13 protein-coding genes, 6 tRNA genes, 1 rRNA gene and 1 other annotated feature are annotated in these 16,898 nt (G+C 29.2%); of the genes, 17 read left to right on the top strand and 3 right to left on the bottom strand.

The features are described 5' to 3' along the window. The first annotated feature begins 14 nt into the window (after nt 1–14). From rrf to OIO11_RS00355, 15 genes are all read left to right on the top strand, one after another. Nucleotides 15–131, top strand: a 5S ribosomal RNA gene (gene rrf / locus OIO11_RS00285). Between the two features lie 6 nt (nt 132–137). After that, nucleotides 138–214 (top strand) — tRNA-Ile (locus OIO11_RS00290). A gap of 208 nt (nt 215–422) precedes the next feature. Beyond that, a complete protein-coding gene (locus OIO11_RS00295) occupies nt 423–905 on the top strand; it encodes an HD domain-containing protein (RefSeq protein WP_268069339.1) in 483 nt (160 codons plus the stop codon). 41 nt (nt 906–946) lie between these two features. Continuing rightward, complete coding sequence (locus OIO11_RS00300; protein WP_268069340.1) at nt 947–1,465, top strand: transcription repressor NadR; 519 nt, start codon at nt 947–949, stop codon at nt 1,463–1,465. Between the two features lie 50 nt (nt 1,466–1,515). Further along, a complete protein-coding gene (locus OIO11_RS00305) occupies nt 1,516–2,688 on the top strand; it encodes a DUF362 domain-containing protein (protein WP_268069341.1) in 1,173 nt (390 codons plus the stop codon). 4 nt (nt 2,689–2,692) lie between these two features. After that, nucleotides 2,693–5,410, top strand: coding sequence for a UPF0182 family protein (locus tag OIO11_RS00310; protein WP_268069342.1), 2,718 nt, complete (start codon nt 2,693–2,695; stop codon nt 5,408–5,410). A gap of 365 nt (nt 5,411–5,775) precedes the next feature. Then, nucleotides 5,776–7,995, top strand: a complete 2,220-nt coding sequence (locus OIO11_RS00315; RefSeq protein ID WP_268069343.1) for an ATP-binding response regulator — start codon at nt 5,776–5,778, stop codon at nt 7,993–7,995. Nucleotides 7,996–8,158: 163 nt separating this feature from the next. Beyond that, the gene (locus tag OIO11_RS00320; protein ID WP_268069344.1) at nt 8,159–9,547 is read left to right on the top strand and encodes an NAD(P)/FAD-dependent oxidoreductase; all 1,389 of its coding nucleotides are present in this window, start codon (nt 8,159–8,161) and stop codon (nt 9,545–9,547) included. 27 nt (nt 9,548–9,574) lie between these two features. Then, nucleotides 9,575–9,805 (top strand): DUF1667 domain-containing protein, encoded by a 231-nt coding sequence (locus tag OIO11_RS00325; protein WP_268069345.1) that lies wholly within the window; start codon nt 9,575–9,577, stop codon nt 9,803–9,805. A 55-nt stretch (nt 9,806–9,860) separates the two neighbouring features. Then, nucleotides 9,861–10,061: a binding site (T-box leader), on the top strand. A gap of 142 nt (nt 10,062–10,203) precedes the next feature. Next, nucleotides 10,204–11,484: a serine--tRNA ligase gene (serS, locus tag OIO11_RS00330; protein WP_268069346.1), complete on the top strand. Its 1,281-nt coding sequence runs from the start codon at nt 10,204–10,206 to the stop codon at nt 11,482–11,484. A 127-nt stretch (nt 11,485–11,611) separates the two neighbouring features. Next, nucleotides 11,612–11,702, top strand: a tRNA-Ser gene (locus OIO11_RS00335). A 67-nt stretch (nt 11,703–11,769) separates the two neighbouring features. Further along, nucleotides 11,770–11,860, top strand: a tRNA-Ser gene (locus OIO11_RS00340). 34 nt (nt 11,861–11,894) lie between these two features. Continuing rightward, nucleotides 11,895–11,985 (top strand) — tRNA-Ser (locus OIO11_RS00345). 158 nt (nt 11,986–12,143) lie between these two features. After that, nucleotides 12,144–12,220, top strand: a tRNA-Arg gene (locus tag OIO11_RS00350). 220 nt (nt 12,221–12,440) lie between these two features. Then, nucleotides 12,441–13,172 carry an MBL fold metallo-hydrolase gene (locus OIO11_RS00355; protein ID WP_268069347.1) on the top strand — a complete coding sequence of 244 codons (732 nt, stop codon included), beginning with the start codon at nt 12,441–12,443 and terminating at the stop codon, nt 13,170–13,172. Here OIO11_RS00355 and OIO11_RS00360 read toward each other — a convergent pair. The 3 genes from OIO11_RS00360 to OIO11_RS00370 all read right to left on the bottom strand — a co-directional run bounded on the left by OIO11_RS00360 (nt 13,167) and on the right by OIO11_RS00370 (nt 16,122). After that, nucleotides 13,167–14,054, bottom strand: coding sequence for a phosphatidylserine decarboxylase (locus OIO11_RS00360; protein WP_268069348.1), 888 nt, complete (start codon nt 14,052–14,054; stop codon nt 13,167–13,169). The genes OIO11_RS00355 and OIO11_RS00360 overlap by 6 nt on opposite strands. Before the next feature lie 101 nt (nt 14,055–14,155). Continuing rightward, nucleotides 14,156–15,757, bottom strand: coding sequence for an ABC1 kinase family protein (locus OIO11_RS00365; RefSeq protein WP_268069349.1), 1,602 nt, complete (start codon nt 15,755–15,757; stop codon nt 14,156–14,158). Between the two features lie 59 nt (nt 15,758–15,816). Next, entirely contained in the window at nt 15,817–16,122 is a 306-nt protein-coding gene (locus OIO11_RS00370) for a phasin family protein (RefSeq protein ID WP_268069350.1), read from the bottom strand. A 182-nt stretch (nt 16,123–16,304) separates the two neighbouring features. Between OIO11_RS00370 and OIO11_RS00375 the strand changes: the two genes are divergently transcribed. Continuing rightward, a tRNA-Arg gene (locus tag OIO11_RS00375) sits at nt 16,305–16,381 on the top strand. A 242-nt stretch (nt 16,382–16,623) separates the two neighbouring features. After that, the gene (locus OIO11_RS00380; protein ID WP_268069351.1) at nt 16,624–16,755 is read left to right on the top strand and encodes an aspartyl-phosphate phosphatase Spo0E family protein; all 132 of its coding nucleotides are present in this window, start codon (nt 16,624–16,626) and stop codon (nt 16,753–16,755) included. The last annotated feature ends 143 nt before the right edge of the window (nt 16,756–16,898 follow it).

The following is a 16,898-nucleotide window of genomic DNA, read 5'->3' on the forward strand; positions in this document are numbered from 1 at the left end:
ACAAACAAAGAGCATCTGGTGGTTATGGCTTGAAGGTAACACCCGTTCCCATTCCGAACACGAAGGTTAAGCTTCAAAGCGCCGATGGTACTGCACTGGAGACGGTGTGGAAGAGTAGGTCGCCGCCAGGTAAAAATGGATCTTTAGCTCAGTTGGTTAGAGCAACCGGCTCATAACCGGTAGGTCCGGGGTTCGAGTCCCTGAAGGTCCACCATATGGGGGTATAGCTCAGTTGGGAGAGCACCTGCCTTGCACGCAGGGGGTNTTAAAAGACAGTCTTGTAAAAGGCTGTCTTTATTTATTTTTTGAAAATATTGATTAATAATTCCATTTGAATTTTAGTTACACTTTATGTAGTATAATATTAGCTGTAACTTCAACAATAAGTTCATTTGAGAATCAACAGAAAGGGGCAATAGCAAATGTCTCTATACAGAATAAAACAATTTTATTGGGCTGTAACTTCAACAATAAGTTCAAAGGATAAAGAATTTATAAGGGAATATCTTAATCAAGATGAAATTAATTTATTTGCTAAATTAGCTGTTTATGATCAAAGACATTCCATAAAAATAGCACAAGACGTAAAAAAAATATACTCTACAAATGAAAGATTAATAAAAGCAGCGTTACTTCACGATATAGGTAAAATAAGTAAACCATTGAACTTATTAGAAAGGTCCCTTATGGTTATATTAGATAATTTATTTAAAGATAAAATGAAAAGGTATGAAAATATTAAAATAATAGATAGTTATTATAATCATGGTGAAAACGGATATAAAATTTTGAAAGGGTATGGATATAATGAAAGGTTACTATATTTAGTAAAAAATCATCATAATAATGATATAATAGGAGATAAGGAACTAAATATTTTAAAACAATATGATAATCAAAATTAGTAAACATATAATATAAAAACATGGATTCAGGCGGTGATACAATGAATGCAAAAGAAAGAAGAAAGTACATTGAAAATTTATTAAGAAATTCCACAACTCCTAAAAAAGGTCAGGATATAGCAGAAGAACTTTATGTAACAAGACAGGTTATAGTTAAAGATATAGCTATATTAAGAGCAGAAGGATTAGATATAATTGCTACACCAGAAGGATATTTAATGCCAAAGAACGAAAAAATAAATATACAAAGAGTTTTACCTTTTTCACATAGTAGGGAAAACATACATGATGAGTTACAGTGTATTATTAAATATGGAGGAACAGTAAAAGATGTGATTGTTGAACATCCTGTTTATGGGGAGATAAGAGCTATGCTTATGATAAAAACTTTATATGATATTCAAAGCTTTGTAAAGAAAGTAGAAGAATATGATGCAGAACCGCTTTTGTCACTTACTAAAGGAGTACATTTACATACTATAGAAGCAGAAAGTGAAGAAAATATAGATAATATAGTAAAAGAGTTGAAAAGTAAAGGATATCTCATTGAAGAGTATTGAGGGAAAATAAATAGATTTCTAAAATAAAAATTAAAGGATGGGTAAATTGTATGGCTATAAAAGAACAAGTTGCTCTTTTAAAATGCAGTGAATATGATGTGGAAATTCTAGAAAGAACAATTAGGCAGGGATTTGAATTATTAGGAGGAGATTCATTTCTAAGAGATTTAATACCAAGTGGAAGTAAAGTGCTTTTAAAGCCTAATATGCTTAGTATAGAAGGAAAAGAGTCACCTGTAATTACAAATTATAAGGTTTTTGAAGCTGTAGTAAGAATATTAAAGGATTACTCTAGTAATATAACTTTTGGGGATTCCCCTGGTTTTGGAGATTCAAGAAAAGCTGCAGAAAGATCAGGACTTATGGAAGTTGCTAATAAATATGATGTTAAATTTGATGAATTTAAAGACGGTGTTCATATAAAGCTTGAAGATTCTATTCTTTGTAAATCTTGGAATGTAGCAAAAGTAGCTTATGAATCAGATGTGCTCATAACTCTTCCAAAGCTTAAAACTCATGCTATGGCATATTTTACAGCAGCAATAAAAAATCAATTTGGTTGTATACCTGGAACTCAAAAGGCTACATGGCACACTAGAATGCCAGATGCAAATAATTTTTGTAAGATGCTGTTAGATTTAAATACTTTAGTTCATACAGATTTTGCTATTTTAGATGGAATTATTGCAATGCAAGGAAATGGACCTAAGAATGGACATCCTAAAAAGATGGATACAATCATAATGGGAAAAAGCATTACAGCAGTTGATTCTGTAGCTGCAAGGCTTATTGGATATGACAATCCACTTGAGACTCCTGTTTTAAAAGAAGCATATGATAGTAAGTGGGGTACAGTTCTTCCAAATGAAATAGAGGTGTTAGGTGAGTCCATACAAAGTATGAAACCAGAAGAATTTGAGCTTTGTAGAAAAGGTGGAAATTTTTATTTTATAAGTCCAGCAGTTACTAATTTTTTAAGAGGAATGATAGCACCAAATCCAAGTCTAATACTAGATAAATGTATCAGCTGCTCAAGATGTAGAGAAGTTTGTCCAGAAGACCCAAAGGTAATAACAATGATAAACAAAGGAAATAAGAAAATACCTAAGTGGGAAATGAGTAGATGCATAAGATGTTTTTGCTGTCAGGAATTATGTCCTACGGGAGCAATAGACACAAAGTATTCTACTTTAGGGAAAATATTAAGAATGGATAAGAGGTGAAGTAATGAAAAAAAGAAACGTAATTGGATGGGGGATTGTTATTTTAGTTTTAATAACAGTATTTTTAAATCAAATTGTTAATTTCACAATAAATATAAAGTGGTTTAGTGAAGTTGGCTATTTATCTGTATACTTTACAAAGGTAACTGCTACTGTAAAACTAATGATACCGATTTTTATAGTGTGCTATGCAGCTATATGGTTTTATTATAAGAGTATTAAAAAAAGTATTATCAGATGGAAGACTGTAGTAGAAGTAGACTCTATAAAGGATAAAATGGAAAGAAAGATTTTTATAGTAGTAGATTTAATAGTGTCCATTTTTATTTCTTTTTCTTTCGCATCAACTTATTGGTATAGAATACTACAATTTGCTAATGCGTCTGAATTTAATATAAAAGACCCAATTTTCAACAAAGACATATCATTTTTTGTATTTAAATTACCTTTAATTCAGTCAATTTATGAAGCAGTTATGTCACTTTTAATGTTTTTAGTAGTAATAACTGTTTTAATATATTTGGGAATGAATGCTAGAGATAAAATAGTTTATAGGCATCAAGGCAGTATTAACACATCAAAGTTTACTAGCTTTAAAAGTGGAATTACAAAGTTTGCAGGAAAACAATTAGCTGTTGTTGGGGCACTTGTGTTACTTTGTATATCTCTTGGTTATTCAATAAAGTCTTGGAACTTAGTTTATTCCCCAAGAGGAGTTGTTTTTGGAGCTAGTTATACTGATACTAATGTTACACTTAAATTTTATAAAGTAATAGTCATTGTTGCATTAATTTCTGCGGTTATAGTATTTGTAAGTGTTTTAAAAGCAAAAGTTAAGCCAATAATTATATCAGTAGCATTAATTGTAGTATTGATAGTTTCAGAAGGGATTGTTTCAGGAGTATGGCAGAACTTTGTTGTAAAATCAAATGAAAAAAGATTAGAAACTCCTTTTATAGACTATAATATTCAGTACACAAAAAAAGCTTTTGGCATTGATAATATTGAGCAAAAGTCATATCCTTTACAGAACAACCTAGATAAACAAGCTGTAGAAAGAAATAGAGATACTATAGATAATATTAAAATAAACTCTGTTTCTCCCGCTTTAGAATTTTACAATCAGGTTGAAAGTAAGAAGAATTACTATGGATTTAATGATATGGATATAGACAGATACAATATAAATGGTAGATATACACAAGTATTTGTATCTCCAAGAGAAGTAGATTATCAAAAGCTTAAAGATAAGGCTAATACATGGCAAAGCAAACATTTAATCTACACTCATGGATATGGAGTAGTTATGAGTAAGGTTAATTCTGTTACTAGTGATGGTAAACCAGATTTCATAATGAAAGACATGCCTATCCAAAATACTTCAGGTATAAAACTTGACAATCCAAGAATTTATTTTGGAGAAAAAACAAATGAATATGCTGTTGTAAATACTAATTTAAAAGAATTAGATTATCCAAAAGAAAGCGGAGAAAATGCCGGAAGTAATTATGAGGGTAACGCTGGAATAAAGATGAACTTTTTAAATAGAATAATGTTTTCTATAAATAAAAATGATATGAATTTCTTATTATCAAGAGATATAACTAATGATAGTAAAATTTTAATACACAGAAATATAATTGAAAGAGTTAGAAAGATAGCACCATTTTTGATATATGACAATGATCCATATATGGTAATTAATAATGGAAGAATGTATTGGATAATTGATGGGTATACAGCATCTGACAGATATCCTTTCTCAGAACCTATAAATGGTGTTAACTATATAAGAAACTCAGTAAAGGTAATAATAGATGCTGTTGATGGTACTACAGATTTTTATATAGTGGATAAAAATGAACCTGTAATTAATAGCTATGCAAAGATTTTTCCTAAGCTGTTTAAAGATATAAAGGATGCTCCAGAAGGATTTAAAGAACATTTTAGATATCCGGAAGACTATTTTATTAGCCAATGTAAGGTTATGGAAAAATATCATGTTAACAATGCAGATTCCTTCTTTGGAAGTACAAATATATGGGATATAGCTAAAAATCAAAAGCAGGTAGAAGGACAGAATACTATAAATGAAGCATCATATGTAATTATGAAATTACCTGGTGAAAAAGAAGAAGAAATGGTTTTAATTGAATATTTTAATCAGTACCAAAGGGAAAATATGATAGCTTTATTTGGAGCAAGAATGGATAAAGATAATTTTGGGAAATTGGTATTATATAAATTTCCATCAGGTTCAGAAACAGTTAATAGTCCAATACTGTTTAAGCAGAAAATAAATCAGGATACTACTATATCAAAGGAATTATCTCTTTGGAACAAGGAAGGATCTAAAGTACAATTTGGAGATACAATGATTATTCCAGTAGAAAATTCTCTATTATATATTGAACCACTGTATCTAAGAGCTCAAGGTGAAAGAAGTATACCTGAGATGAAGAGAGTAGTTGTGTCTTATGGAGACAGAATGATTTTAGCACAAAATATTGAAGAGGCACTTAAGCAGCTATTTAATCATGATGATAAAAAGGATAAACCTAGTGATACAGTAAAAGAAAATATTACCAGTAAAGTAAATACTGCTGTGAAACAGGCTAAGGATTTGTATAATAAAGCTTTAGAAGCTCAGAAAAATGGTGATTGGTCTAAATATGGACAATATATAAATGAACTAGGCAAAATATTAAATACTTTGGAATAGCAGATAGGCAATAGTAAAAATAAAGAAAGCATATGCTTTCTTTATTTTTACTATTTAATTGAAAAATTATATCTCCAAGTATTAATGTAAATTCAGTATATGATGAGTGAGGATATAGTTTTAGCTCATAAAATTTGTAATATATACATATATAATGTATATATATGTATATTTAAGGAGATTAAATAAGATAATAATATTCTATTTAATCTAAAATATGATAAATAAAATACTTATTAATTGAAATTTCGTAAAAGATTATATAGAAATTTGTTGTTTATATAAAATTTTGCAAAAACAAAGGGAATTATGGAAATATGTAGAATATATTACTTAGTATTGCATTTGTAGAGGTGATAAAGTTTATGGAATTTAACAGTTGTATATGTATAAACGCTGAAAAACTTGATTTGGATAATTTTCCTGATTTTATTGAAGAGTATATTTTGGACGGATTGAGCAATGGAGAGAAAATTGTTATTTTAACGGACAATATACAATATGAATATTTAGAAACTATATTTACGGATAATATAGGATATTTAATTAAGTATATAAACTTACAGAAAATAATAATAAAGAGGTATAATACTGATAATATAAATCATAAACGATTTTTAGAAATATTAAATGAAATATCTGATATACAGGGTAAATTTAGAATTTTACTTAATCTAAAGAATTTAATTAAGGAATGTGAGGATTTACATAATTTGAATTATTATGCAGAAAAGATTGTACAATACTGCTGCAATAAAGGAATAAAGAATGTAGTATACACAGATAATGCAAAATGTAATATAGAGGTGCTAAATAAGTTATGTAATACTTTTGATGTTTTGACAGTTTGTCATAAGCAAAAACATATTATTTTTAGTGAAAAAGATGAGTTTGAAAAGGCTACTTATTTTCTTCAATCTTATGCGGAAATTAAAAGTGAAAATACTAATTTAGGTTTATTCAATGAAACAATATGTAATACTCCTATGAATTTTCACAAAGATAAATTTAAAAATAAAATAATACATAAATTAAGAGAGTTATGTGATTTAGATTTTTGTATAATGTATATGCCGTCTAAAGAAAGAGAAAATATATTATCTATAGATAATTGTTTTGGAATAACTGAAAAACATGGACATTATTTGCTGAATGATATAGAGTTTATCAAATTTCAAAATGAATATAATAATAAAATAGTGGAAACGGGAAAAAGTATATTAATAAATACATATAAAGAACGTAATGAAATCTTAAAAAATAAATTACGTGATTTAGGAATAATATCTATAGTTGGAGTTAGTGTAGAATACGAAGAAAATATTAATGCCATAGTATGGATAGGTAGATATGAGAGTAACAAGGAAACTGTTGAAAATAGTATGGAGTATTTAGAATCTATTTGCAAAACAGTATTTTACATTATAAGAGAACAAGAAAGATTTTTTCAACTTGAAAATAAACTTATTGAAAATGAGAAGCTTAGAGCGATGGGAGAAATGACAGCAGGTATTGCTCATGATATAAATAATATATTAACACCTGTTATAGGTTCAGTTCAGTTATTAAGAGATAGATATGATGATAAGACTATATTAAAGCAGTTGGATATTATAGAAATGTGTGCACATGATGGTCGCAACATAGCTAATAAAGTTAAAAAATTAACAAAGAATCATAATAATATCAATGAAGTGGAGATTTTTGATTTAGATGAAGTTATAATGAATGCAGTTGATTTAACTCAAAATAAGTGGTTAACAGAAAGTATATTGAATGGAGTTAAGATAAATGTAGTTACTAAATTGAACTCTCATGCTAAAATTAAAGGAAATTCTACAGAACTTAGAGAAGTTTTTATAAATATGATAACAAATGCGATTGATGCAATGCCTCTAGGGGGAAAGATAGAAATATCAAATGAGAGTGTAAATGATTATGCTGTTATAGAGATAAAAGATAATGGAAACGGAATGAGTAAAGAAATACAAAAAAGAGTGATTAGTCCGTTTTTTACAACTAAAGGTGATAAGGGTTGTGGTCTTGGACTAAGTATATCATATAACATAGTACAGTCTTTGGGAGGAATGATAGATATCCAAAGTGAAGAGAATGTTGGAACTTGTTTTAAAATAAAGCTACCAACTTGTAAAACAGATAAGAAGCTTAATTATGATAATAAAAATAATAATGAAAAACACATTGGTTTTTCAGGAAATGTTTTAGTTATAGATGATAAAGTGAATATAAGGAATATAGTTGGAGATATAATAAAGTCAATAGCTAAATGTAAAGTGAAGAAGATTAATGGAGAAAGCTTGGAAGAAATAGAAATAGAATTGAATAAAAGAGATTATGATATTGTAATATCAGATTTTTTGATGCCAAATGTAAGTGGATTGGAAATTGCACAAAGAGTAAAGGAAATAAACAGTGATACGTATTTTTGTCTCATGACAGGATGGATTGGTGATTTTAAAGAGAAAAATATGGAAAATATTGATAATATTTTAACTAAACCAATAAGTAAGGAAAATATAAGAGAAATCTTATATTTATATGAAAAGAGAAAAATTGATGTATAAATAAGGAATTTAGATTTAGTTGAATATCTTATTTAAATAAAGAGAGGAATATATTTGTGCATTCATACAAAAAAAGATTATAATATAAGAAGATAAAAAATATAGACATTAATTATACTAAAGTAAATTATATGAGTAATATAAGTTACGTAGGAGGAGCATTATGGATTATGACGTTCTTATATTAGGTGGTGGATTAATAGGATGTGCTGTAGCTTATGAATTATCAAAGTACAGCTTAAATATTGCGCTTATTGAGAAGGATTACGACATAGTAGATGATGTAGCTTTGGTTAATTCAGCTATAATATATGATGGTATACAGTGTAATAATAACATTATGTCAAAGTTAGAATTTATGGGAAATGAAATAATAGATACTTTATCTTCAAAGTTTAATATTCCATATAAAAAACAAACTTCTTTAATAGTAGCGCAAAATGAAAAAGAAGAAAAAAAATTAGAAGAGATGTATAATATAGCTATCAAAAGAGGAATATCTAATATAGCACTTTTAGATGGTAAGTATGCTTATGAATTAGAGCCAAACTTAAATATTAAAGTAAATAAAGCTTTATACTCTCAAAATACTGGGGTAATTTGCCCATATGAGCTAGGTATTGCATATGGAGAAGTAGCTTTTGATAATGGAGTAGCTTTTAAACTTGAAGAAACTGTAGAAAATATTAAAAACATTAATAAAGGATTTAAGGTAGAAACAAATAAAAATAAGTTTACATGTAAAATGGTTATAAACACTACACCAGAAGACTATAATATTGATGGATTTAAAGAGAGTGTATGTGAAAAAGTAGGGGATCTTAAATATTTTTTAATAGAAAAGAGTTTTAAAGGTTATTTTTCCAATATGATTTTTAGCTATAATGAGGATGAAGTTTTATCTGTATGCCCTACTGTACAGGGAAATTATATAGCTGCAATAAAGACTAAAGAAGCTTTAAGTTATGAAGAGTGTTATAAAAAAGTTAAATATTTAATTAATGGATTAAAACCTCAAGATATCAATACTTTTTATGAGGCTCCTTTTTATGATGATACTATAGTAATAGATGATAGTTTGGTTCATAAAGGATATATAAAAGTTACAGGTAAAAACTATGCGGAAGTTACTATGACACCTTCAATAGGAAAAATTATTTGCGAAACTGTAGTAAGCAATTTAAATTGCAAAATAAAAAGTGACTTTAATGATAAGAGGAGAGAAATATACAAGTTTGCAGAGATGTCAAATGAAGAAAGACAAAAAATTATTAATTTAGATAAAAGATACGGTAAAATTGTATGTGTATGTAATTTGATTACTGAAGGAGAAATAATAGATGCAATAAGAAGACCTTTAGGTGCACGTACTGTTGAAGGAATAAAGAGAAGAACTGGGGCTGGTTCGGGAAGATGTAGAGGTGCTCATTGCTTTAGTAAGATAATATCTATTTTAGCAAATGAGACTAATAAAAATTTAACTGATATAGTTAAGGACTCTAAAAATTCTAAAATCCTGTTAAATAGAATAAAGGAATTTGATGAGATGTAAGTTAGAATTTATTTGGGGGCATGTGTTATGGAAAATTCTAGAGAAATTTTCACATCTATTGTGAGAATAAAAGGGTCTAAATATAAAGTGGCTCCTGTAAAAAGTAGTGAGCCCATTGATAAAAGTTTATTAATAGAGTGTTCTAAAGCGTTGAGTAGAATTCATGTTGGTGCTCCATTAAAGATAGGCGATGTTATATGCAGGAACATTTTAAATACAGGTGTAGATATAATTTGTGCTAAAAACATAGCAAATTAAAATAATTTATTGACAATTTCTGATATTATAATTATAATTAATTAAAAAATTAATATTTAAACTGTTGAAGAGGAAAGTAGCTATATAGGTGATTTAAGAGAGTCGATGGATGGTGTGAATCGATATCAGTTGTTTGGTGAATCCACCTCTGAGGGATTGTGATGAGCAATACGGCTAAAGGCCGTTAATATTATAAGAGGATTTATAGATATATAAATCAACTAGGGTGGCAACGCGGAGTCTTTTCGTCCCTACTGTAAAGTAGGAATGAAAAGACTTTTTTGTTTGTATAAGAACAAAGGAGTCCTGATAAGAAATCTAACTGATTAAAGTTAAAGGATATTGGAGTTTTTAGTTATCGGATATAAGAATAAAATAAATATTAGGAGGTACAAAAAATGTTAGATTTAAAAAGAATAAGAAATAATCCAGAAGAGATTAAAGAACAAATGAAAGGTAGAGGAGAAGATTTTGACTTCAAATTAATAGACGATGTTGTAGCTCTGGATGAAAGAAGAAGAGAAATATTAGTTGAAGTTGAAAAGCTAAAGAGCAAAAGAAATAGTGAATCAACTCAAATAGGAAGGCTTAAAAAAGAAGGAAAAGATGTAAGTGGTGTAATGGCTGAAATGAAAAAGCTTTCTGATGAAATAAAAGAACATGATGTAGAGCTTAGCGAAGTAGATGAAAAGATAAAATACATACTATTAAGAATACCTAATATTCCAAATCCAAATGTTCCAGATGGTGCAACTGATGAAGATAATGTAGAGATAAGAAAATGGGGAGAACCTAGAGAATTTAATTTTCAAGCGAAAGCACACTGGGATGTAGGTGTAGATTTAGGTGTACTGGATTTTGAAAGAGCTGGTAAAATTACTGGGTCAAGATTTACTGTATACAGAGGAATGGGTGCAAGACTTGAAAGAGCAGTTATAAACTACTTCTTAGATAAGCACACATTAGATCATGGCTACACAGAAATACTTCCACCATATATGGTAAATAGAGACAGTATGACAGGAACAGGACAATTACCTAAATTTGAAGAAGATGCATTTAAAGTAGAAAACAATGGATATTTCTTAATACCAACAGCAGAAGTTCCAGTAACTAATCTTTATAGAAATGAAATATTAAATGGAGATGAACTTCCAATAAAACATGCTGCATATAGTGCATGCTTTAGAGCAGAAGCAGGTTCAGCAGGAAGAGATACAAGAGGACTTGTACGTCAGCACCAATTTAATAAAGTAGAGCTTGTTAAGTTTGCAAAACCAGAACAATCTTATGAAGAACTTGAAAAGTTAACAAATGATGCAGAAGAAGTGCTAAAGGGGTTAGGTCTTCCATATAGAGTAGTTAGGATATGCAAGGGTGATTTAGGATTTACAGCAGCACTTAAATATGATATAGAAGTTTGGATGCCAAGCTATAATAGATATGTAGAAATATCAAGCTGTAGTAACTTTGAAGATTTCCAAGCTAGACGTGCTAACATAAGATATAAAGAAGATGCAAAAGCTAAACCAGAATTTATTCATACATTAAATGGTTCAGGAGTAGCTATAGGAAGAACTGTAGCAGCAATACTTGAAAATTTCCAAAATGAAGATGGAACAGTTACAATTCCAGAAGCTTTAAGACCATATATGGCAGGAAGAACAGAAATAAAATAGTGGTTTAGAAGATAAACTTGCTGTTATATATATAACAAGAAAAAAAATAAAAAATAACATAAATAAAATACAGAAAAGAAGTTGACATTGCGACGATAAGTTGTTATAATTAATATCGTCGTAACGAGGAGAGATGGTCGAGTTGGTTTAAGGCACCGGTCTTGAAAACCGGCGTGCGTGAGAGCGCACCTAGGGTTCGAATCCCTATCTCTCCGCCATTATAAAAAATAAATAAAATTTATTGACAACTTTGATATTATATATTATAATATTAAAGTAGCTTGTGGAGAGATGGTCGAGTTGGTTTAAGGCACCGGTCTTGAAAACCGGCGTACGTGAGAGCGTACCTAGGGTTCGAATCCCTATCTCTCCGCCATTAACTAAATGTTATTGTTTAAAGTAGGACATATGGAGAAATACTCAAGTGGCCGAAGAGGCGCCCCTGCTAAGGGCGTAGGTCGGGTAACCGGCGCGAGGGTTCAAATCCCTCTTTCTCCGCCATAACACTCAATGAATATTGGGTGTTTTTTAATGATGTTAATGAAGGATTCATATCCTAGATTACATAGGAATTGTAATAGATTAAACCTGATCTGCAGTAATGGTTAAATATTGATTTTTTATAATTCCTATGTTAATATAGATTTATTATATATTATGCGTCGGTAGCTCAGTTGGATAGAGTAGCTGGCTACGAACCAGTTGGTCGGGAGTTCGAATCTTCTCCGACGCACCATAAGAAACCTAGTAACCTCAATGGATTGCTAGGTTTTATTATTTTTTGATAACATATTAATTAAAATTCTTATACAACAACAAATCAAGTATCATCTCTTCAGGAAATTGCTTCAAGTGTAATTGGATTAGAAAGAGAAATATTTGAGCTAAAATAGGGGATAATGTTAATATATCTAAGTATGTTATGTTAAGATATATTAAATGAGAAGGTGAATTATATGAAAATAACAGTTATAGGTTGTAGTGGGTCATTTCCAGGCAGAAATCAAGCTGCATCTGGATATTTAGTTCAAAGTGGTGAATATAATATATTAATAGATTGTGGCTCAGGAGTATTGTCAGCAGTTCAAAACTACATAGATTTGAATAAGATAGATGCGGTGATTTTATCACATTATCACGCAGATCACATATCCGATATATATTGTTTTCAATATCAGACAGCAGCTGCATATAAATTAGGAATGAGAAAAAAAACTTTAGATATATATGCACATAATTCAGATGTAAAATTTCAGGAATTAACATATAAAAACTTCTGCATCGCAAATCAAATAGACACAAATTCTAAAATCAGTTTTGGAGATTTAAGTATTACATTTCAATGGATGAATCATAGTTCACCTTGTTTAGGTATGAGATTAGAAGAAAAGGGTAAAGTATTTTCTTATAGTGCAGATACTGAGTGGGGTGATGGTGTTCTTCAAATATCACAGAATGCAGATGTGTTTTTGTGTGAATGTAGCTTGTTTAATAAACAAAAAGCACAGATAAAAGGACATCTATGTGCTGGAGAAGCTGGAACTCTTGCAGCAAATTCAAATGTAAGAAAATTAGTATTAACTCATTTGCCTCAATATGGAGATATTGATGAATTGGTTAAAGAAGCTAAAGAACAATTTAGTGGAGAAGTAATAAAAGCTGAAATAGGATTGGTCTTAGAATTATAATCTAAGACCAAGTTTTTCACCCATACATACTTTAGTTTCAAAGCCTTTGCTAGTTTGTTCTATTATATCTTTATCTATATTGATTTTACCTTTCTTAAAAAATAAAATTGTTGTTGAACCACCAAATTTAAAATAGCCTTTTTCATCACCCTTTTTAAATTTGTTAAAAGGTGTATAAGTTTGAATTATTGACCCTACACAAGTAGCTCCAACATCTACAGATATTACATCACCAAAGTTTTCAGAGTGGAAAATACTATACTCTCGTTTATTCTCACAGAATAATTTAGGTATTTTTTCTAAAGCTACAGGATTTACAGAATATAAGTGTCCATGTATTTTTTTAGTTTCATCACATACACCATTATCTATAAAATGAAATCTATGATAATCTGTTGGACAAAGTCTTAATATAATACAACAGCCACCAGAATATTTTTCTGCTAATACTTGGTCTTGAAGCAGATCCGTCAGACTATAGGTTAATCCTTTTACTTGTATTAGCTTATGAATATCTATATCCTCATAAGCAAAAACTCTTCCATCTCCAGGAGAAATAAGTACATTGGTATCATAATTTATAGGTCTAGCTTCTTTTATAAGTTTTCTTGTAAAAAAATCATTAAAACATTTATAGCTGGATTTTAATTCTTTAAATTCTTCTTCATTTATATCAAAGCCATCTATGAATTTTTGGATTTTACTTTTACTTAATCTAGTATCACAATACCATCCATACAATTTTGAGAATAATCTTTTCTTTATTAAAAGGTCTAATAATTTAATACCTATTGGAGAGGAGTAAGTCCAATGTAGATATTTATCTCCTGCTACTTTTTCGATTTCGTAACTCTTGGTTTTTCTGTTAAAATATTTAATCATATTACAACCTCACATAGTTTAATATTCTATATTATAACATAGTGTGAACACTCACTCTACTTACCATATAAAAATGAGATACACATTACTGCATATTATTTTTATATTTTTCTAGAACGAATTATGGAAATTAGAAGCCAAAAACCCATAAAAGCTGCGATTCCATAACCTGTAAGTCCTATGATGGAGATATCTTGATATTTAGGTCCGATATTTGTGTTCAAGATTAATGAAGAGGATATTATCATTGATGAAATAACAAGGGCAAGTATCATTCTGTTTACCATTTTATTTATTTCACCTACATTTTTACTTAAATCTTTATGTTCCAGCTGTACTTTGGCTCTACCCTGCATTACACTGTCAGTTAATTCTATTATTTTAGTTGGAAGACGAGAAGTGTCTTTTGTAAAAGAAATGAGTCTGATTAAGGCTTCATCAAAATCTATATTGTCCAGTATGGAAAATCTATTGTTAGATTTCACATAAGGTATAATTATATCTAATATTTGAATATCTGGAGCGAGTTTAGCAACTACTCCTTCTATGATTACTATACCTCTCATTAATAAAGTAAAGTCCCTGGGCAGCCTGATGTTATTGTGTTTAGCTGTATCAAATATATCCTGAAGTAAGGAGGATACTTGTATATTATTTAGGGAAGTTGAAAGATAACTATCCATCAAGTAATCAATATCCTCAAAAAGCTTATTCCTATTTACATATCCTTTTTTTATACCTATTGCCATGAGTACAGAAATAAGTTTATGTATATCTTTATATGCCATGGCAATCAGCATATCATTTAGTGCACTTTTAAAGGATTTAGAAAGGTTACCTACTAGACCAAAATCTATATAACAAATCTTACCGTCTTGTATCAGTAGGTTACCAGGGTGAGGATCTACATGAAAAAATCCATCTTCAAATACTTGTTTAAAGAAAGAAAGAGCTAATTTTCTACCTACATCCTCTGGATCATAACCTTTATCAGTTAATGTTTTTATATTGTTTATTTTAAAACCATTTATTCTTTCCATAGTTATAACCCTTTTGGTGGATAGACTATGTACAATATAAGGAGCATATACAGAAGCCACATTTTTGTTTAGAATCCTAAATTTATCAATATTTTTTGCTTCATTTTTAAAATCTAACTCTAGTTCAGTGGCGATTCTAAGCTCGTCTAAAGCGTCTTCAGGATCAATAAGAGCATCTATAAAGCCAATCTTAGTTAGCTTGGTTATTTTTTGCAATATAGATATATCCAATTCCATTTTTTCAGCAATCTCAGGTCTTTGGATTTTAACTATTACTTCTTTTCCGTTTTTTAAAACTGCTTCGTGAACTTGAGCTATTGACGCAGAAGCAAGTGGAATTTTATTAAAGCTTTTAAAAATTTCCTCAATAGATTTATTAAATTCACTATAAAAAACTTTGTTTATATTATAAAAAGATTCACTTTGAACATGATCCTGAAGCTTCGATAACTCTTCTATGTATTCAGGAGGAATTATATCTGGTCTTGCACTTAATATTTGACCTATTTTTATGAATGTTGGGCCAAGTTCCTCAAAGGCTTTTCTTAAATTTACAGGTGCGTTATTATCATTTTTTATTTTACTGTCTACAATATATCCAAAGCCGTGATATGCAAGTGTTCTGACTATTTCTCTAAATCTTTGCACTGAGTTTTTAGACATAATATACCTCATTTCAGTAGTTAATAAAAGCCCTAACAAAAGTTTAGGGCTTTTAAAGTCTATTCAGATTTTTGTTCTAATTTAGAAAGTCTTTCTTTTATTTCTTGAATTTCATCCTTTGTTGCAAAATTCATTTCAGATAAAAGTTCTTTCAGTTCGTCTTTAGTTACAGGTCGTACTTTATTAGCTGCTTCTTTTGTCTTATCTGTTAAATTTCTTTTTAATTCCTGAGATAATTCTTTACCTTCATCGATAGTTAGTTTCCCTTTTTCAACCATGTCATCAATTAACTTGGCTGCTTTTTCATAGGTGTAAGCTGCTGATCCTATACCAGCTAAAATTATATTTTTTATTTCATCCATCATAACACATACCCCCTATAAAATTATGTAACAAAGACTACACTTATATTATACTCTTTTATTCTCATTTAATTAATGAACTAATTGTAAAATTAATTAAAATTTATAATAATAACCATATGAAGTGTATGAGAGGTTGACATTATTAAAAAACTGCAATAAAATATTATGGTAAAAGTAAATATGCATTCGTAGCTCAGCTGGATAGAGCGTCCCCCTCCTAAGGGGAAGGCCGGGGGTTCGAATCCCTTCGAGTGCACCATATATATAATATGAAAAATACTGATCTAAGAACATGTCTTAGGTCAGTATTTTTTGCTATATTTAAAACATAGTCTTATTTTTTATAAGGTTCCCTTTTAAACAAATATTGAGTTGAAAATATTTGTGATTGTTTATAAATTTACAAATATTATAAAAAAAGTTATAATATGCAATAAGATGAAAAGAATAAAGAAAGCTGGTGTATAAATCATGAGATTAAATGAAGCAGTTTTTTTGCAAATGAATATTGAAGAAAAGAGAGGAATATTAAATTCATTAATTACGAAAACAGAAAATTTACATAGAGAAGATGAAATAGTTAAGGTAAGTCAAGAATTAGACAAGCTTATATTGCAGTATTATAAATTTTAATTAAAAAATATTGTTGTATATAAGTTTCACTTTAGAAAATACATGTATTAAAATACCATTAATATAAACCTATATAAAAATCCAAAATAATAGAAAAAAGAATTTATGTGAGGATTTTATATGGAAACTATAGTGCTAAAAGA

Origin of the sequence: Clostridium sp. ZS2-4, assembly GCF_026719745.1 — a bacterium.
Taxonomy (GTDB): Bacteria; Bacillota; Clostridia; order Clostridiales; family Clostridiaceae; genus Clostridium_H.